General features: G+C 30.0%; 14 protein-coding genes. All 14 read left to right on the forward strand.

Annotated elements, in window-relative coordinates; genetic code table 11:
• Positions 1 to 344: 344 nt before the first annotated feature.
• Complete coding sequence (locus L3B98_RS08825) at positions 345 to 2717, forward strand: DMSO/selenate family reductase complex A subunit (protein WP_238916350.1); 2373 nt, start codon at positions 345 to 347, stop codon at positions 2715 to 2717.
• Between the two features lie 11 nt (positions 2718 to 2728).
• A complete protein-coding gene (locus tag L3B98_RS08830; protein ID WP_015392425.1) occupies positions 2729 to 3325 on the forward strand; it encodes a DMSO/selenate family reductase complex B subunit in 597 nt (198 codons plus the stop codon).
• On the forward strand, positions 3318 to 3995 hold the full coding sequence (locus L3B98_RS08835) for a molecular chaperone TorD family protein (RefSeq protein ID WP_015392426.1): 678 nt from the start codon (positions 3318 to 3320) through the stop codon (positions 3993 to 3995). Before L3B98_RS08830 ends, L3B98_RS08835 begins: the two co-directional genes overlap by 8 nt.
• 270 nt (positions 3996 to 4265) lie before the next feature.
• The gene (locus L3B98_RS08840; protein ID WP_238916351.1) at positions 4266 to 5978 is read left to right on the forward strand and encodes a methyl-accepting chemotaxis protein; all 1713 of its coding nucleotides are present in this window, start codon (positions 4266 to 4268) and stop codon (positions 5976 to 5978) included.
• Positions 5979 to 6451: 473 nt separating this feature from the next.
• Positions 6452 to 7588, forward strand: coding sequence for a deaminase domain-containing protein (locus L3B98_RS08845; protein ID WP_238916352.1), 1137 nt, complete (start codon positions 6452 to 6454; stop codon positions 7586 to 7588).
• Positions 7589 to 7960: 372 nt separating this feature from the next.
• Positions 7961 to 9235, forward strand: a complete 1275-nt coding sequence (locus L3B98_RS08850; protein WP_015392429.1) for a cation:dicarboxylase symporter family transporter — start codon at positions 7961 to 7963, stop codon at positions 9233 to 9235.
• Between the two features lie 436 nt (positions 9236 to 9671).
• Complete coding sequence (locus L3B98_RS08855; RefSeq protein WP_238916353.1) at positions 9672 to 10652, forward strand: substrate-binding domain-containing protein; 981 nt, start codon at positions 9672 to 9674, stop codon at positions 10650 to 10652.
• Positions 10642 to 12138 carry a sensor histidine kinase gene (locus L3B98_RS08860; protein WP_238916354.1) on the forward strand — a complete coding sequence of 499 codons (1497 nt, stop codon included), beginning with the start codon at positions 10642 to 10644 and terminating at the stop codon, positions 12136 to 12138. The genes L3B98_RS08855 and L3B98_RS08860 overlap by 11 nt, the downstream gene beginning before the upstream one ends.
• Positions 12116 to 13453, forward strand: coding sequence for a response regulator (locus L3B98_RS08865; protein ID WP_238916355.1), 1338 nt, complete (start codon positions 12116 to 12118; stop codon positions 13451 to 13453). The genes L3B98_RS08860 and L3B98_RS08865 overlap by 23 nt, the downstream gene beginning before the upstream one ends.
• Before the next feature lie 21 nt (positions 13454 to 13474).
• Positions 13475 to 14482, forward strand: coding sequence for a M28 family peptidase (locus L3B98_RS29090; protein WP_238916356.1), 1008 nt, complete (start codon positions 13475 to 13477; stop codon positions 14480 to 14482).
• Positions 14483 to 14858: 376 nt separating this feature from the next.
• Positions 14859 to 15938: a D-xylose ABC transporter substrate-binding protein gene (xylF, locus tag L3B98_RS08875; RefSeq protein ID WP_238916357.1), complete on the forward strand. Its 1080-nt coding sequence runs from the start codon at positions 14859 to 14861 to the stop codon at positions 15936 to 15938.
• Positions 15939 to 16000: 62 nt separating this feature from the next.
• Positions 16001 to 17578, forward strand: a complete 1578-nt coding sequence (locus L3B98_RS08880; RefSeq protein ID WP_238916358.1) for a xylose ABC transporter ATP-binding protein — start codon at positions 16001 to 16003, stop codon at positions 17576 to 17578.
• Between the two features lies 1 nt (position 17579).
• The gene (locus L3B98_RS08885) at positions 17580 to 18761 is read left to right on the forward strand and encodes a sugar ABC transporter permease (protein WP_238916359.1); all 1182 of its coding nucleotides are present in this window, start codon (positions 17580 to 17582) and stop codon (positions 18759 to 18761) included.
• Positions 18762 to 19054: 293 nt separating this feature from the next.
• Positions 19055 to 20776, forward strand: coding sequence for a methyl-accepting chemotaxis protein (locus L3B98_RS08890; RefSeq protein ID WP_238916360.1), 1722 nt, complete (start codon positions 19055 to 19057; stop codon positions 20774 to 20776).
• Positions 20777 to 20868: the final 92 nt, after the last annotated feature.

Here is a 20868-nt window from a genome sequence, read left to right on the forward strand (position 1 = left end):
GCAAGGAGCAAACTGATTTAAAGCTGAATGTATCACAGACCTTCATAAAAAAACACCCCCAATACGGTTAAGTTATGTTTATTATATCATAATATTCTGATTCAAAAAAACATGATATAATGCAATTACTAGGAATCAATGAGCAATTGTCACTTCTAAGAAATTATTTCAGGATTTCTTAGAGTTATAAGGAGAGATTACTTAGAATTTTATATGCATTACAAAAAAGAATTGTTCAAAGTTCTAAGATTTCCAAAGGGAATCACCCTAAATTGACCATTGATCATCGATTATTGAAAATTTACAATTGAGTTGATCATTTGTTTAAAGAAAGGAAAATCAAAATGAGTGATGAAAAGAGTAACTTTAATAATTACATACCAAGAAGCAGCTTTCTTAATATAGAAAATTTAATAAGTGGAGATAATTCAATTAAAGATACATATGGCGATGGATTTTTTAAATTTAAAAATAAAAATAATTTAGATACAAGTGAAAAAATTATTAGAACTTCAGGCTCTCATAATTGTGGTGGACGTTGTGTAATTAAGGCGCATGTGAAAAACAATAGAGTTGTAAAGATATCCACTGAAGATGATATTGAAGATACCTTTGAAAAGCCACAGCTAAGGGGTTGCTTAAGATGCAGAGGCTATCGTAATCGCCTATATAATTATAATAGATTAAAATATCCTATGAAGCGAGTTGGAAAGCGTGGAGAAGGAAAGTTTGAACGTATTAGCTGGGATGAAGCTCTTGATATCATTGCAGATAATATTAAAAGGATTAGGTTAAAGTATGGATCTGATTCTATTTATATGAATTATGCCACAGGAAATGCAGGGAAGACTGCTGAAAGAAAATGGATGGGTAGACTTCTTAGTTTGAATGGAGGATATTTATCTTATTATGGTTCATATAGCTCAGCATGTACTCAAATAGCTACTCCCTATACTTATGGAACAGCCTATACTGGGAATAGTCGTGAGGATTGGTGTAATTCTAAGTTAATAATTTTACTTGGCTTTAATCCTTGTGAAACGGTTCATGATACTAATACTGCCTATTATCTTAAAATGGCAAAGAAAGCTGGAGCAAAGATTATCTGCATAGATCCAATGTATTCAAGTACTGCAGCAGCCCTTGCAGATGAGTGGATTCCAATACGTCCAACTACAGATAGCGCATTATTAGATGCAATGGCTCATGTTATAATTAGCGAAAACCTTCAAGACCAAAAATTCTTGGATAAATATTGTTTAGGCTTTGATGAAGAGCATATGCCTGAAGGAATACCGAAGGGGAACTCTTTTAAAAGCTATATCTTAGGGGAAGGTGAGGATAAAACGCCAAAGACTCCAGAATGGGCTGAAAATATTACAGGGATTCCAAGAGAAACAATTATTAAGTTAGCACGAGAATATGCAATGAATAAGCCTGGTGCATTAATACAAGGTTTTGGACCACAAAGACATGCTTATGGGGAACAAGTGGTAAGAAGTGGGACAGTGCTTGCAGCTATGACAGGTAATGTTGGTGTTAGTGGAGGCTGGGCATCTGGAACTGGCTATATAGCTAGGCAGCAATATGTAGCTTCAATACCTAATGATAATCCTAATAAAGCTGAAATTTCTGTATTTTCTTGGCCTGACGCCATAACTCATGGTAAAGGAATGGGAGCAGATTACAGTGTTGTAGGGGTGGATAAATTAACCTCAAATATTAAACTTATTTTTAATTTAGGTGGAAATTGTCTTATAAATCAACACGGAGATTCTACTGCTACAGGAAAGCTATTAGAAGATGAAAGTCAAGTTGAATTTATCCTTGTATCAGAGCAGTTTTTAACAGCAAGTGCTAAATATGCAGATATACTTCTTCCAGCAGATAATATGATGGAACGAGATGATATAGTTACTCCTTGGGTTGATGGAGATTATGTACTTTATATGAATAAAGCTATAGATACAGTTTATGAATGTAGAAATGGCTATGACTGGATAAGTGCTTTAGCAGAGAGATTAGGCTTAAAGGAAGAATTTACTGAAGGTAAAAACTTAGAAGATTGGTTAAGATATATAACTCACGAAACAGCAAAGAAAAATCCAGGGTTCCCGTCTTATGAAGAATTTAAAGAAAAAGGGATATACAGATGGGAATATGATGAACCAAGTATTGCATTTAAAGAACAAATAGAGGATATTGAAAATAATCCATTTCCCACGCCTTCGGGTAAAATAGAAATTTTCTCTAAGGCTTTATGGAATAAGAATAATCTAAAAGAAATACCAGCTGTACCTAAATATGTTTCAGCTTGGGAAGGTCCAGAAGATTCATTAAAGGAAAAATATCCGCTTCAATGTATCGGTCATCATACAAAAAGAAGAGTTCATTCGATCTTTGATAATATGAATTGGATGGAAGAGGTGGAGCCACATTCAGTTTGGATTAATACTTTAGATGCAGAAGAGCGTGGATTTAAGGATGGGGAATTAGTTAAAGTTTTTAATGACAGGGGAACTATCATAATACCTGTTAAGGTCACTCCTAAGATTATGCCTGGAGTTGTATCTATACCTCAAGGAGCTTGGTATTCTCCAGATAAAGAAGGAATTGATAGAAGAGGCTGTATTAACACCTTGACTAAATATAAACCTACACCATTAGCCTTTGGAAATCCAAGCCATACTGCACTGGTGGAAATAACAAAAGCATAGGGGGAGAAGAAATGATGAAACAATTGGCCTTTTATTTTGAGCAGGAGCACTGCACAGGATGTTCTACTTGTCAAATTGCTTGTAAAGATAAAAATAACCTAGAGGTAGGAGAACAATTTAGAAAAGTATATGAAACTACTGGTGGCAATTATGTGAAAAAGGGAAATGTAGTTATACAGGATATATATGCTTTTTGGACATCTATAAGCTGCAATCACTGTATTGAGCCTGCATGTGTAAAAAAATGCAGAACAGGAGCATTATATAAGAGAGTTGAAGATGGAATAGTGGTTATAGATAAGGATAAATGTATTGGCTGCAGGGCATGTGTAAATAGTTGTCCTTATAAAGTGATTCAATATGACGCAGTTTCTAAGAAAGCTAGAAAATGTGATTTTTGTTTAGATTTAATAGAAGGTGGAAAAGACCCAGTATGCGTTTCAGCATGTCCAATGAGAGCTTTGGATTACGGGAATTTAGAAGAGCTGCAAGAAAAGTACGGTACTGTAAATGAAACTGATGGACTACCAAGCTCTGATATTACAAAACCAGCCTTGGTGATTACTCCACACAAAAATGCAAAGGGGTGTGCAAATAAAAATGGATAATATAAATCAATGGTTTTCTGAAAGAAAAGCAATATATTATATATTATCACTTTTCTATGCTGGAAAAGTAAATGAAGGCTTAGAGCTTTTAAATAAAAGTAATTTGTTGAATAATTTTAAAAACTATGAACACAATAAAAAGCTTTCTAAGGGAGCTTTGGAAATCATTAATGAATTAAATGAAAGTGATAATTTTGATTATAAGAAAGCTATTTTAGAAGAGCATCAAAGATTATTTGTGGGGCCTAATGAGCTTTTAGCACCACTTTGGAAATCTGTATATAAAACAAAAGATAAATTACTTTTTGGAGATATAGAACTAGAGGTTAGAAGCTATTATAATAGTGTAGGGTTAGACGTTAAGCCGAGTGAGGCGGCTGATTATCTTCCTTTACAATTATCATTTATGTCACAACTATGCAGTATTGGGCAAGAATATAATTTAGAAGGATTGAATGCGGATGAATTAGAAAAATTAAGTGAAAACTTATCAATGCAAAAGGAGTTTTTAAATAAGCATTTGCTGTCTTGGGTGCCTCTGTGGGTAGAAGTTGTAAATAAAAATGCAGGAGGACAATTTTGGAAAGGATTTGCCGAGCTTACTGAAGGCTGGCTTGAAAATGATTTGATAGAAATAGAAAGGATATATATAAACTATAGGAATTTTTAAAGTAATTTAAAAAATGGTAGCACTTTAAAGTTGAGTTGCCATTTTTTTATGCTTTTTTTGAAAAAAATTCAATTATCGGAGGAATTTTTGTATTTATACAGAATATATTAAGTAAAAGTAATTTTGTTTTATAGAAAATTGTCGAATTTAGAAGAAATGTTTTTGCTTTGATTATATATTGGGTTTGGGAATCTGAAATGAAATTTTTAATTCTTTCATGAAGTATATAAATAAAATTTCTTTTTTAATAAACTGTGGGAGGGGTTACATATGTTTTCTTTAGGGAATGTAAGAGTAAGAACAAAACTTATTGGAGGCTTTATAATTGTTTCACTATTGATAGGTTTGGTTGGAGGGGTAGGAGTTATATCACTAAAAAATGTTGGTAAAAAGGCTGAAGGTATATATAGTCAAAATCTTAGGGTTGTATACATACTAACTGATATGCAAGCTAACTTAGAACGTGTTCGAGGTAATATGGCTGAATTGATATATGTAAAGGATCAAGCTCAAAAAGATGAATTGAAAAAAAGTATAGCAAATGATAAGGAAGAGAACACTAATTATATGAGCGAATTTGAAAGTATTAATATTAGTGATGGGGAAAAGAAGGTATATGAAGAATTTCAAAAAAATATAACTCAGTATAGAAGTTTAAGAGAAAATGTTATTAAACTTGTAGATGAAGGAAATTTTGAAGAGGCTGAAAAACAATATGTACCAATACGTAAAGTAACTGAGCCAATGTTTATTTCTTTAGATAAGTTAATTAATATCAATGTGGATAGTGCAAAGTCAGCAAATGATAATATCAAGGCAATTAATGCATCATCTAACATGATTATGATGGCTTTAAGTATCATTGGCCTTATATTAGCAATTTTACTAGGAGTAATTCTATCTCGTGATATAAATAAACCACTTCAAAAAATAAAGATGTTTGGTGAAAAACTTGCAAATTATGATTTGTCTTTTGATTTTGAAGTTACTAGAAAAGATGAATTTGGACAAACGGGAGGTTCTTTAGTTATAGCACAAAATAACATAAAAGAACTTGTTAAAACAATAATTGAAAATTCTCAAAGTATGAGTGCTGCATCAGAAGAACTTTCAGCTACAGTTGAGCAAATATCATCAAAAGCTATAAACATAGATGAGGCAGTTAATACAATTGCAAGTAATATGCAGGAAGCTAGTGCTGAAACAGAAGAAATAGGAGCATCAATTGAAGAAGTAGATTCTAGTGTAATTGTACTATCTCAGAAAGCTATGGAAGGAAGTAATAATTCCAATGAATCTAAAGTTAGAGCAAAAGAAGTTAAAGATAGTAGTAAAAAAGCAATTGAAGAATCTCAAATAATATTCAATGAAAAGAAAAATAGGATGTTGAAAGCTATTGAAGATGAGAAGGTAGTGGAAAATATTAAAGTTATGGCTGGCACAATAGCTAGTATAGCAGAACAAACTAATTTGCTTGCACTAAATGCTGCAATCGAAGCTGCAAGAGCAGGGGAACAAGGAAAAGGCTTTGCAGTTGTTGCAGAAGAAGTTAGAACCCTTGCTGAACAATCAGCAGAAGCTGTAAAAAATATTCAAGAAACTATAGAAGAAGTACAAAAAGCCTTTAAAAATAGTATTGATACTGGAAATGATATATTGGAATTTATTAATACAGACGTACATAAGCAATTTACTGAATATGAAAAAACAGGCAATCAGTATTATAGTGATGCTGATTTTGTCAGCACAATGTCAGAAAATATTGCTGCAATGTCAGAGGAAATCACTGCCACAGTAGGACAAGTAAGTGAAGCTATGCAGAATATGGCACAAAATACACAAAAATCAAGTGAGCAAGCTGAAGAAATAAGAGAAAGTATGAATGAGACAACTCAAGCCTTAGAGCATGTAGCTTTAACAGCTCAAAATCAGGCTGAACTTGCTCAGAAGCTTAATGAAGTAATTCAAAAATTTAATATTTAATTATAGATATCCAAAGCAAGAATTAGACATATGCGGAACGTACCGAAATTAAACACATATTTATTACAGCGGACTAATGAAATTTTCGCTGGATGGGTTCTAAGTGGAAGGTTGCACCCATTTCTGCATGTTCCTAAAGTAAATTTATGACAAGCAGAAAGTGGAACAACCTTCCACAAATAACCATCACAGCTTAATCTCATATGCCGCTTGCACAAATATGTATCTAATTTCTAGTGTAGTGTTACGATTATAATTTCTCAATGATGCATGTATATTCCATTTATAAGTTTGATTATTCATTTGGATATATATAAAGGATAGTAGCTTTTTAGAGAAGCTACTATTTTTAATGTGGAATACATACACTTAATCCGTCTGAGAAAAACAAATGCAAATAAAAAATGTTGACTATGAAATAGAACAAATATAGAATAACATTATTAAATTTATTAAAGAGTTAAGAGGTTAGAATGACACAAGAAAATTCTCAGTTAAAAAAGAAAATTAAAAAGGAAAGAATAAGAATTAATAATTTAAGTGATTTTAGAGCGGCATTAAAACAAGAGGGATATGACGTAAATGGATTAGAGGAAGAGAAATTCATAGATAAAATTATAGATATTTTAAAACTAGATAGAAGTGTGGCGAAGAAAATTTTTACCTCTTTTAAAGATACAGCGGTTACTTATAGAGCAAATGATATTATGGACTTTATAGATTATATGAAAAAAATAAGCTTATTTGAAAATGAACATAATAAGTTATGCGAGAAGATAAGAAAAATAAAAAAGCTGAGTATAGCTAGAGTTGAGTATGAAAGAGAATTGAAAGCTAAGGATGATGTTGAGCATATAATAACTAGAATAGAAGAAATAAAAAGGGATATATCTGAAATAGCAAATCATGAAGAAAAAGAAAAATTATATAGTTTAGAAAAAGAAATAGAGAAAGAATATCTTTATGCAAAGGATATTGAGCTATTAAAAAAAATGCTTATTACTAGAAAAGAATGCTCAAGAGAAAAATATAATGAGGAAATAAAAATTAAAGTAGTATCTATAGAAATACCTAAAGACATAGATTACAGATATATTCCAGCCAAAATAGGTACTATAGAATATCATCAACATTTAAGTAATAATATACCTAGAATGCAACGTTTAACGAAGAATATAAATAAATATATGAAGGTTCATGAAAATGAAAAAACAACCTTTAAAATAAATCAAAGCAAGGCCTTGCAGGATTCTATAAATATAGCATTAGCAACATATGATAATAAAGAATTTAAGGCGATAAGTGGAAGTAACAATATAGCTGATTATTGTGTTGCACCTAAAGAAGAGGAGGCTGTTTTTAAAAGTAATAAGGTTAATAAATTAGGAGAATTAGGTATAGGATATAACAGAGTTAATGATAGTGAAAAGAAGATATTAGAGGAAATACATAAACAAATTGAAGAAAAAACATTGAAGGATGAGGGGAATCTAATCATATTAAGCAAATGGGAGCCTTGTCCAAGTTGCTATTTTGTAATAAGCCAGTTTTGCAAAATGCATCCACAAATAAAAGTTCAAGTGAAATACAGTAAAAAATATGGAGAATAAATATAGAAGCAGTTTTTGCAATAGTACTTTTTTAGTATTATTGCAAAAGCTGCTTTTTATTTATTATGAAAGATATGTTATAAATTTTATGCATATTTTAATAAGAATACTATCATAATAATATGTAAATATTAATTGAATACGTTGAAAAGAAAGGCCTAATAGCATTTGTCAAAAATCTGAATTTTCAAACAAAGGGGTAAAATAATTATTTGTGCTATAATGTATCTGTAAATTTGATTTTTATATAAAACTTTTAAAAATTACTAATTGGACCAATGTCTAATTATGATGAACAAATAAATTTATTAGTAGTTATTATTTTGTAAAACATTAATAGTTAAATTATTGACTACTGGGAGGGGCTATGAAATGAAAAAAATAGGACTAGCAATTCAAATTCTTATTGGACTTATATTAGGTATTACTGTAGGAGCGATTTTTTATGGTAATCCTGCTGTTGTAGCGTATTTACAACCATTTGGTGATATTTTCATCAGATTAATTAAAATGATTGTCGTTCCAATTGTATTTTCATCACTTGTCGTTGGAGTTGCAGGTGTAGGAGATATTAAACAAGTAGGTAAAATAGGTGGGAAAACAATACTTTATTTTGAAATAGTAACAACAGTTGCTATAGTAATTGGGTTGCTTTTAGCGAATTTGGTGCATCCAGGAGCAGGAATAAATATTCAAGAATTGTCATCAGTAAGTATTGATAAATATATGAGTACAGCAGATGCAGCATCTAAACATAGTTTTGCGGATACAATTATTAATATTGTTCCAACAAATGTTTTCGATTCTTTTGCTAAAGGAGACTTGCTTCCAGTAATATTCTTTTCTGTTATGTTTGGATTAGGTGTTGCTGCAATTGGTGAAAAAGGAAAACCAGTTCTTTCTATTTGCCAAGGAATAGCTGATGCAATGTTTTGGGTAACTAACCAGATTATGAAACTTGCTCCACTAGGGGTTTTTGGTCTAATAGGTGTAACTGTTTCAAAATTTGGAGTAGCGTCACTAATTCCATTAGGTAAATTAGTTATTACTGTATATATAGCAATGTTTTTCTTTGTATTTGTTGTTCTTGGCTTAGTAGCTAAATTTGCTGGGACAAGTATAATAACACTTATAAAGATTTTAAAAGATGAAATCATCTTAGCTTATACAACTGCAAGTTCAGAAGCAGTTTTACCAAAGCTTATGGAGAAGATGGAGAAGTTTGGTTGTCCAAAGGCTATCACATCCTTTGTTATACCAACAGGATATTCCTTTAATTTAGATGGATCAACCCTATATCAAGCAATTGCAGCACTTTTTATTGCGCAGATATATGGAATTCATTTACCACTTGCAACACAAATTAATTTAGTGCTTGTATTAATGTTAACTTCAAAGGGAATGGCAGGCGTTCCAGGTGCTTCTTTCGTGGTTTTATTAGCTACAGTAGGTTCTGTAGGAATACCAGTAGAAGGGGTAGCATTTATCGCTGGAATTGATCGTATTGTTGATATGGCAAGAACTACTGTTAATGTAATAGGAAACTCATTGGCTGTAGTGGTTATATCTAAGTGGGAAGGAAAATACGACGTTGAAGAAGGAAACAAATATTTTAAAACAATTACAAAGACAGCAGAGTTAATGTAATTAAAGAAGTTATTAATTACCTGCTTAAGCTGGAGAAAAAATATGTATTTTAATTTTTACATATCAAAATAAATATTTGAGGGGCAGCATTCAAAGTGTTGCCCCTTCTTCATGTCTTTTTAGTTTTTTTGTTTACAACTAGATGGATTTTTGGATTGCTACTAAAATTTTTTGAAGCATTGTTTGAAATATTATGAAATAAAGAAATCATAATAAAATATAGTCGGTAAAACCAATGGAATAATGCTATTTATTTGATTAAAATAAAAAAATAATATATAAATTTGGAATAATTAACAAGTAAACCTATACAAAAAGTGTTGACTATAGGATAGAACGAATATAGAATAACATTATTGAATTAAACTTTGAGTTCAATTCAGATACTCTAAAAAAATAATATTCTAGGTGCCTATATTAAAAGGAGTTGACAATAATGAGAGATTTAAAAAAGATTATAATTATCCCATTAGTTGTAATTTTTTTTTGCAGTAATTTATTTTTTATTTATTTGTTAAAAGAAAAGAAAGTAGACCAAGAACCAATTAAGCCTAAAATAGTTTTAATTTCACACATTAAAACTAATCCTTATTGGCTCAGTATAAAGGCAGGAGCAGAAAGGGCTGCAAAAGAAAGGGGAGCAGTAGTAGAATTTTTAGGACCTATGACTGCAAGTACAGAGGATGGGCTAAATATTTTTGAAATGGCAACCTCGGCAAAAGTTAGTGGAATAATAACTTATGTTCAGGAGGAAGGAAAATATAAACAAAAAATCAATAGTGCAATAGAAAAGGGAATACCAGTAGTTACAATAGATGCAGATGAAGAAGATAGCGATAGACTGGCATATGTTGGTACTGATAACAATTTAGCTGGACAAGTTGCTGGGGAAGCTATGGTGAAACAAATAGGAAAAGAAGGTAATGTAGCTATAGTAATGGGAGGTAAAAATGTTAAAAATCAAAAGGAAAGGGTAGAAAGTTTTACAAAATATATAACTTCAAATTCTAATTTGAAAATTGTTGACACAGATTCTTCTGATGCAATGCTGCTTGAAGCTGAAATTATAACGAGAAAAATATTAAATAGAAATAATAAAATAGATGCTTTATTTTGCACTTCAGCACTTGATGGAATAGGAGCAGCTAAAGCAGTAAAAGATTTAAATTATAAAGACAGGGTGAAAATTATATGTTTCGATGATTTAGAAGAGACCTTGAAAAATATTAAAAATGACTTGGTTTCAGCAACTATAGTTCAAAAAAGCGATGAAATGGGGTATAGAGCAGTTAATATTGTCATGGATAAAATTCAAGGAAACAATATTAAGAATTTTAAATCTTTAATAGATGTAGATGTCGTTGATAAAAATAATGTAGATGCTTATATGCAGGGAGGTAATAAATTTGAAAACTAAGAGTTTAAACAGCAAATTTATTATGTTTGTTATATGTTTAATAATTCCTATAGGCATATGCAATATAATATCCTTAGGTATGAGTAAAAAGATTGAAGCTAGATATTCTACTATGCTTAATAATATGCTTATGACAAATGAAATTAGGCAGCATGTAGATAATTCTTTAGATGATTTTAATCAATACATATTAAATGGCAGTAGAGATAAGAAAGCTAATTATGATATTGAAATAACGCTTGCCAAACAGAAAATTAATACACTTAAAATAAATTCTGATAATGTAAATCAGTATATATTAAGAGATTTAGATAATACACTGGAATCATATATAGAAAAATCTAATAATACAATCACAGCTTATGAAAATAGAGAGGGATATATTTTTTATTATGATGATTTTATAGCAGCTAAAAATATAGCATCTTATTGCGATACCCATGCGGCTACCTTAATGCAGAATCTTTTAGAAACCAGTAGCATAACTTATAAAGAATTAAATAGAAACAGTAATGTAATTTATGTTGCTCTAACAATATATCTTATAGTAATTTTAGCTTTATGTGTATTATATGCTTTAGTTTTTATAAGGAATATATCTGGAGGTTTAAAAGGAATAGTTGAAACTTCAAATAAGGTATCTAAGGGACAGTTTGAATATTATGAAGGAAATAAAACAGATATATACGAACTTGACATACTTATAGAAACTTTTAATACTATGGTTAAAGACATAAAAGAGCTTATAAGTTCCATAAATGAAAAGCTTTTACTAGAAAAAAAGCTTAAAGAAGAGGAAATGAAAAATCTTCAATATGAGAATGCTTTAAAAGAATTTGACTTAAAAGTACTGCAATCTCAGATAAATCCTCACTTTTTGTTTAATACTCTAAATTGTATAAATTCTACGGCTATGATGGAAAATGCTACAACTACAAGTAAATTAATAAAATCAGTGTCTAATATTTTAAGATATTCTTTAAGGAGTACAAGCACAAATGCATTATTAGAAGATGAAATTAAGATTGTAGAAGACTATATTTATATTCAAGAATGCAGATTTGACGATAGAATTAAATTTAATTTAAGCGCAAATATGGATATGAGAAAAGTAAAGGTACCGGGAATGACCATACAGCCACTAGTTGAAAATGCCTTTATACATGGTATTGAAGGAAAGGAAGAAGGAGGATATATAAATATTGCTATATATGCAGAAAATGATGAATGCAATATTGTAATTGAAGATAATGGAGTAGGTATTTCAAAAGAAATTTTAGATAAGATTAATAATTATGATTACAACACAAAACACACTGGTCATACAACTGGTTTAGGAATAAATATGGTAGAGAAAAGACTGAGATACCTATACAATAAAAATAATATGTTTAAAATGGAAAGTGAAGAGGGGAAAGGGACAAGGGTTTATTTGAAAATACCTATAATGGAGGATGAGAGTAATGATGAAGATATTAATTGCTGATGATGAAAGGTATGACAGAGAAACGGTTAAACATATAATAAAAGATAATTTTTTAGAAGAACTAGAGATATATGAAGCGAAAAACGGAAGAGAAGCAATTGAAATATCTGAAAGGATTAGACCTGATATAGCTATAATTGATATAAAAATGCCTGGGATAGATGGGATACAGGCATTAAAGGAAATGCTTGCTACCTCACCTAATCTTTATAGCATAATTTTGACAGCGTATGATTATTTTGATTTTGCATTAGAGGCGGTTAAGATCAATGTTAAAGAATACCTTTTGAAGCCTTTTGCAAAAGATGAAATAATAGATAAAATTTCATTAGGAATAAAATGGGTTAAAAAGGAGCAAGATAAGAGAAAAAGTGAAATTGAAGATAAAGAAAAAATATATACTTTATTGCCTGTTCTTGAAAATCAATTAAGTGATCTTATTATAAATGATAAGCTGGCAGGGGTAGATTATAGAATGTACTTACAATGTTTAGATATGAGTTTTATAAATAGTTATGCAATGGTTATTTCAATAAAAGATAAATATGATTATAAAGATATTAACAGAAATGAAAAGGATCAAATTAAAATTAAAATAGGTGAGTATATTAAAGAATACGTTAATAGAAGATATAAATGTATAGGAAATTATGTATTCTATGAAGAATTAACATATTTTATACAAATAGAAAATGAAAAAACTAGTGATTTTAAAAATCTAGAAATTGATCTTGCTTTTAATTTAAGACAAGAGATAAAAAGGCGCTTTAATGTATCCATAAGAGCAGGGCTTGGAAAGGCCTTTGATTCCGTAGAGGAAATAGTTGAATCATATAGACAAGCTACTAAATGTTTGGTGTATAATTCTGATAATGTAAATATAATATATATTGATGATGTTGATGGAAAGATAAGTAATGATGGATTTAGTGAAGAACCTTCAACTAATATTAAAAACAATAAAAATAAAAGCATGAATAAAATGAAAATGAAGTTGTTTGAAAATGTAAAAGGCTTCATTAAAGAAAATATTGAGACGGAATTAGAACTGGAAAAAGTTGCTGGTAATTTTGGCTTAAGTGTATATTATTTTAGCAGAACCTTTAAAGAAGTAACTGGAATTAATTTTTCGGAATATGTAAATAAATGCAGAATAGATATGGCTAAGGAACTTCTTTCAAATGGAGAAATGAATGTAAAAGAGGTCTGTTATAAGATTGGCTACAATGACCCCAATTATTTTAGCAAGGTATTTAAAAAATATGAAGGTGTGAGTCCAGTTAATTTTAAAGCTGCTATAGAAGAAAGAGCGTAGTTATTAATTATTTTAGAAAGAGTGATAGTTATCAAGAACAAGTTTAGTATTCTTATCTCTATATTAATAGTATTAAATCTTACAGGATGTTCAGTCAGTAGAAATATTCATGCATCGGAGAGAAAAGAAGATAGTTTATCTAAAGAAGTAGTTGAAGAAGAAAAGAGTACACATATACCAGATACAAAAGAAATTATATACACCCTATGTTCAGATGACTTCGGAGGGCGTTTAGTTGGTTCAGAGGGCAACAAAAAAGCTGAAAATTATATTATAGGGATACTAAAAGATTTAAAACTGGAATCATTATTTTCAGGAGAATATTATGAACCATATACCCAAGAAGTTTATAAAAAATATGGGTTAATTAATGATAATGATAAACCAGAAACAAAAGAAATTCATAATTTGGTAGGAATTATTAAAGGTATGGATAGTACAAAGGCACTAGTTATTTCAGCACATTTTGACCATATTGGATATCAAGATGGGAAGATAATTAGCGGAGCACTAGATAATGCCTCTGGTGTAGCTACATTAGTGAGAATAACTGATAACTTAAAGAAGAGGTCACAAAATAAAATTTTTAGCCAAGATGTGATCATTGCGTTTTTTAATGGTGAAGAAGAAGCACAACAAGGAAGCAAAGCCTTTGTTAAAGAAGTAAAAGACAAGTATTCAAGTTTATATGATATAAATATAGACTGTGTTGGTGGAAAAAATGCGGGAAAAATATCTTTAAATAACAGTAGTAATTTATCCAGCAAGTTAACAGAAGCAATGAAAGTTACCTTTAAAAGTAATGGGATGGATTTTTCAGAAGTCAAATTGAAAAATGATACAAGTGATCAAAAAAGTTTTGAAAAAAAGGGAATCCCTAATATCTATATAGGCCAGGATAATTTACAACCATGTATCCATAATCCAAGTGATAATCCAGACACTTTAGATTATAATCAAATAGACAAAGTTGCAGATGTATTAAGTGATTTTATACAGATAAATGATGGGAAGACTTTTGAAAAATAAGTTATAAGTAATTAGTATAAAAAATATCGGTATTTAAAGAGCAATATATTACTATAATCATTAAATAATTCAAGTTAATTCTTATTTTAAAGAGTTAATTTGGATTTTTTTTATGCTTTAGTGTTCAGAAAATCACCTGCTAAGCAAGTGTCTTGGCTTTATTGTAGAGACACAGCAAATGCAGATCACAGAAATTATATAAAGGAAGTATAGTTAATAATGAATTAATCCAAGTGTTTTTCTAGTAAAAATTTGCTATATAAATACAGCAATATAAAATTATAACTCAGCCAATTAGTCTATTTGAAACGTTTACTTAAAACTATATAATTAGCATTGTAAAAGAACTTAATTATAAAAAAAGGGGAGAAATAACATGAAATCTAAAAAAATGATTAAAGTATTAGGCTTAGCATTAAGTGGGGTATTAATATTTTCAGCCCTAACAGGATGTGGAGCAAAAAAAGATGGTCAAGCTGCAAGCAATGGAAATAAGAAAATAAAAATTGGTGTAAGTATGGATGACTTAAGACTTGAAAGATGGCAGCATGATAAAGAAATTTTTGAATCAGAAGCAAAAAAATTAGGAGCTGATGTTGTTTTCCAATCTGCTAATGGAGATGATCCAACTCAAATGTCTCAAGCAGAAAATCTTATATCTCAAGGTGTAGACGTTTTAGTAATCATACCACATAATGGGGAATCGATTGCACCTATAGTTGATGAAGCACATCAAAATAAAATAAAAGTTTTAGCTTATGACAGACTAATAACAAACAGTGATTTAGATTATTATGTATCTTTTGATAATGTAAAAGTTGGGGAATTACAAGGAAAAGCAATAGTAGATAAAACTCCAAAAGGAAATTACTTTATGATGGGTGGATCTCCTACTGATAATAATGCAAAGTTATTTAGACAAGGACAAATGAATATAGTAAAACCTTTAGTTGATAAGGGTGATATAAAAATAGTTGGAGACCAATGGGCAAAAGACTGGTCAGCAGAAGAAGCTTTAAAGATTATGGAAAATGCTTTAACTGCAAATAACAATAAAATAGATGCAGTAGTTGCTTCAAATGATAGTACTGCAGGTGGAGCTGTTCAAGCTTTACAAGCACAAGGTTTAGCAGGAAAAGTTTCTATTTCGGGACAAGATGCTGATTTAGCTGGATGCCAAAGAGTTGTTGAGGGAACTCAAACAATGACAGTATATAAACCTATAAAGGATATTGCTGCAAAAGCAGCTGAAATGGCAGTAAAGATGGCTAAAGGTGAAGAGATTCAAACAAATGGAACAGTAACTAATAATGGTAAGAAGGATGTACCTTCAGTATTACTTACTCCAATAGCAGTTACAGCTGACAATATGATGGCTACAGTTGTAAAAGATGGCTTCCAAAAGTTTGAAGATGTATATAAGAATGTTCCAGCAGATAAAAGACCAAGTAAATAAATAGTATCTTGAGGTTTGAAGGTGACTTCAAACCTCAGTATTAGAGAGGAGACAGGCATTTCATGAGTGAGTATATTTTAGAAATGAAGGATATAGTCAAAGAATTCTTTGGAGTTAAAGCATTAGATGGAGTTAATCTAAAAGTTAAAAAAGGTGAAATTCATGCACTTTGTGGTGAAAATGGTGCTGGAAAGTCTACCCTTATGAAAGTTTTAAGCGGAGAGCATCCAACAGGCTCTTATTCAGGACAAATAATCTTTGAAGGTAATGAATTAAATCAAACAGGGATAAAAGATTCTGAACGTGTTGGGATAGCAATAATTCACCAAGAATTAGCACTTATTAAACAATTGTCCATAGCAGAAAATATCTTTTTGGGAAATGAAATTGGTGAACGTGGCTTAGTGAACTTTAGTGAACAGTTAAATAAGACAAATGAATTATTGAACAGAGTTAAATTAAATGTTAGTCCTCTTACTAGAGCAGGAGACTTAGGTATTGGACATCAGCAATTAGTTGAAATTGCAAAAGCTTTATCAAAAAATGCAAAATTGTTGATTCTTGATGAACCTTCAGCTTCTTTAAGTGAAGGAGAAGTAGAAGTTCTAATGGGAATATTAGATGATCTAAGAAGAGATGGCGTTACATGTATATATATTTCACATAAACTTAATGAAGTTACAAGAATTTGTGATAATGTTACTGTAATTAGAGATGGGTCAACAATAGGACAAGTTCCTATTAAAGAGATAGATCAAGATAAATTGGTTCAAATGATGGTTGGAAGGGAAATGAAAAACTTATTTCCAAGAGAAGATCATGAAATTGGTGAAGAATTTTTTGAGGTAAAAAATTTAAATGTTTTTGATCCTTTCAACAAGAGTATTAAAAGGGTAAAAGATGCAAATTTTACATTAAGACGTGGAGAAATACTTGGGATTTCAGGATTAGTTGGGTCAGGCAGAACTGAAATGGTTGCAAGTATATATGGAAGTTTTCAAGGTGTAAATAATGGTGAAATATATCTTGAAGGTAAAAAAGTTAGCATAAAAAATCCAAGTGAGGCATTGAGTAAAGGGATAGCAATGGTTCCAGAAGATAGAAAAAAAGATGGAATAATTGCAGGTATGAGTGTTGCTAAAAATATGACAATGAGTAACCTTTTGAAATATAAAAAGGGACTTAATGTAATAGATAATGATAAAGAAATGATGGATGTTTTAAAACTTATTGATGATATAAAAATTAAGACTGCAACTACTGAACTTGCTATAAAAAATTTAAGTGGAGGAAATCAGCAAAAAGTAATACTTGCAAAAAACCTTTTAGCTGAACCACAAATATTAATACTTGATGAACCTACTAGAGGAATTGACGTTGGAGCTAAATATGAAATTTATAAATTGATTTTTAAATTAGCTAAACAAGGAATATCAATAATAATGGTTTCGTCAGAATTGCCAGAAGTACTTGGAATTAGTGATAGAGTTCTGGTAATGAATGAAGGTGAAATAAAGGCAAGTCTTGATAATAATGGTCTAACTCAAGAAATGATTATGAAATATTCAGTAGGAAAGAAAAGTGAAAATGTAGATGAAAATCATAACGAAGAAGTTGTATCTTCTATAGGAGGGGTATAAAATGCAAATAAGTAAAAATAAAAGTATGAGTGTAGCTTCAGAAAAAGGAAACAAATTTGGCTTAAATACTATATTTAAGTCTAAGATGACAACAATATTAATAGCAACAGCAGCAATATGGGTGTTATTTACCTTTTTAACAGATGGAAATTTTTTAACAACTAGAAATTTATCAAACTTATTTAGGCAAATGTCTATTACAGGAGTACTTGCTATAGGAATGGTATTTGTAATAATTTTGGGTGAAATAGATCTTTCAGCTGGGTCAACTCTTGGGTTGTTAGGTGGTATTGCAGCAATTTTAAATGTTTGGTTAGGTTTTTCAGCTATTCCAACAGTAGTTATAACTTTAATACTTGGTGTAATTATGGGAGCATGGAATGGATATTGGATAGCATTTAGAAATGTACCATCCTTTATAGTTACCTTGGCAAGTATGCTTGTTTTTAGAGGTATATTAATAGGTATTACTGGTGGTAACACTGTAGCGCCATTAACTCCAGACTTTAAAGCAATAGGGCAAGCTTACCTTCCAACAGCTTTTGGATATGTATTAGTTGTATTAGCAGTAGCAGGTGCAGCATATTTAATATTAAATAATAGAAAAAATAAACTTAAATATAATATAGAAGTTAAACCAATGGGAGTTGATATCGCAACTATTGTGGGAATTGGAGTAGTATCTTTAGGATTAGTATTAATTCTTAATGATTATCAAGGCTTTCCAATACCAGCCTTTATAATGTTAGTTCTAGCGTTAATACTAGGGTTTGTAGGAACAAAAACTATCTTTGGTAGAAGAGTATATGGAATTGGTGGTAATAGAGATGCCGCAAGATTATCAGGTATAAATGTTAAAAAACATATCATAGTTGTTTATTCAGTATTAGGCTTACTTTGCGCAGTAGCAGGTATATTACTTACAACAAGATTAAATGCAGGTTCAGTATCAGCAGGACAAAATGCAGAAATGGATGCTATAGCATCATGTGTTATTGGAGGTGCAAGTTTAGCTGGTGGTAGTGGTACAGTTGTAGGAGCATTAGTTGGAGCTCTTGTAATGGCAAGTATAGATAATGGTATGAGCATGATGAACACACCAACCTTCTGGCAATATATCGTTAAAGGTTTCATATTACTAATTGCAGTATGGATGGATATATCATCTAAAAATAAAAAATAATTTAGGTTGAAATTATATTAATCATTAATTTCTATAGATAATAAATCAATTTTATAGATATTCAAAGCGAGAATTAAAATTATGTGGTTACTTACCGAAATATGATACATTTATCTTTCACATGCCTGCTTCCAGAAAAATGTATCTAATTTCTAGTGTAGTGTTACGATTATAATTACTCAATGATGTATGTATATTCAATTTATAAGTTTGATTCTTAAATTGGATATCTATAATTTAGAAAATTAGTGGAGTTTATTTGATTATAAGCTAAAAAATAAGGAGATGTACTTATGTGCTGGTTTAGGCATTTAAAGATATCACAAAAATTAATATCAGCTTTTATGGTAATTGCAATTTTAATGGGTGTTGTTGGATACATTGGAATATATAATATGAATAAGATCAATTCTAATGCTGTTACTATGCATGATTATAATTTAGAAAAAATAAAATATTTAACAACAATCAAGCAAAATTTTACAGATATTAGAGCTGGCTTATTAGAGCTTGTGTATCAAGACAAATATGAAAAAAAAGATGTTTTAGAAAAGGAGATATATTCATTTATTAATGAAAACTATATCCAAATTGATAAATATGAAAGTTCATTACTTTCAAAGGCAGACGAAGCTACATTTTCAGAATTGAAGGAAAATGTAAGTGTTTATTTAACCGCATGTAATAAAGTAATTAATTATGTAAATGAAAATAATTATAAGGATGCAGAAGCTAGTATAGTTGGTGTTACTGAAGCTAGGAAAAAGATATATACAAATTTGAGTGATTTAATAGAAAAAAATAATCTGGAAGCAGATAGTTTTAATGAAGCAAACAATTCAACTTACACAACATCATTCTATCTTGCAATTTGTATAGTGATATTGGGCTTTATAAGTGCAGTTTCTTTAGGATCATTAATATCAATATTTCTTTCAAGGCAAGTTAATAAAGTATTAGCATTTGCTGAAGCACTTGAAGGTGGGGATTTAACCAAAGGAATACAAATTAATTCAAGAGATGAAATAGGAAAACTTTCAAAAGGCTTAAATAATGCTAATGAAAGTATAAAAAAATTGATTGTTAAAGTAATTAACAGAGCTAAAGATATAAATTCAGCTACTGAGGAATTATCTGCAACAACAGAAGAAATATCACTTAAAATGGGAAATGTTAATAAATCAGTTGAACAAATATCTAATGGAACACAAGAATTAAGTACTACCGCTAAAGAAGTAACAGCTTCAACGAAAGAAATAAGTGTTACTACAAATATACTTGCACAAAATGCAAACGAAGCAGAAATATCTATAAAAGAAATACATAAGAGTGCTATTAATATAAAAGAAAAAGCATTAAATAATATTGAAAAAAGTAATGTTATTTATAATGAAAATCGTATAAGCATTATGAAAGCTATAGAAGATTCAAAAATAGTTGAAGAAGTTAAAATGATGACTATTTCTATTGGAGAGATAGCAGAGCAAACTAATTTACTTGCATTGAACGCAGCAATAGAGGCTGCAAGAGCAGGCGATCAAGGTAAAGGGTTTGCAGTAGTCGCAGAAGAAGTTAAAAAATTAGCAGAACAATCCTCAAAAGCAGTTGCCAAAATTCATGATATGGTTTTACAAGTTCAAGCTGCTTTTAAAAGTCTGTCCAAAAGTGGACAAGATGTACTTGAGTTTATGTCTGCAGATGTTAAACCTACTTATGAACTGCTTATGAATATAGGACTTAAATATGAGAAGGATGCTGAATTCATGCATAACCTGATAGGGAATTTTGCTGAGTCATCAAAACAAATTGATGATGTAGTGATGCAAGTAAGAAGTTCAATAGAAAATTTATTCGGAGTTGCTCAAGAATCAAAAATTAGTACTGAGGAAATATCTAATAATATTAATGAAATCACAATAGCTATAGCAGATGTTGCAAAATCATCTGAAGATCAATTAGAGCTTTCATATGAACTTAATAAAATGGTTCAAAAATTTAAAATAAATTTATTATGAAAAAGTTTACTTAAATATATTGACTTAAGATAAAAATGGAAGTAAAATAAACTTATTAAAATACATTTAAAAAGTTATTTAAAAATATTTTT

The organism is Clostridium sp. YIM B02555 (assembly GCF_022320955.1).
GTDB classification, from domain to species: domain Bacteria; phylum Bacillota; class Clostridia; order Clostridiales; family Clostridiaceae; genus Clostridium; species Clostridium saccharoperbutylacetonicum.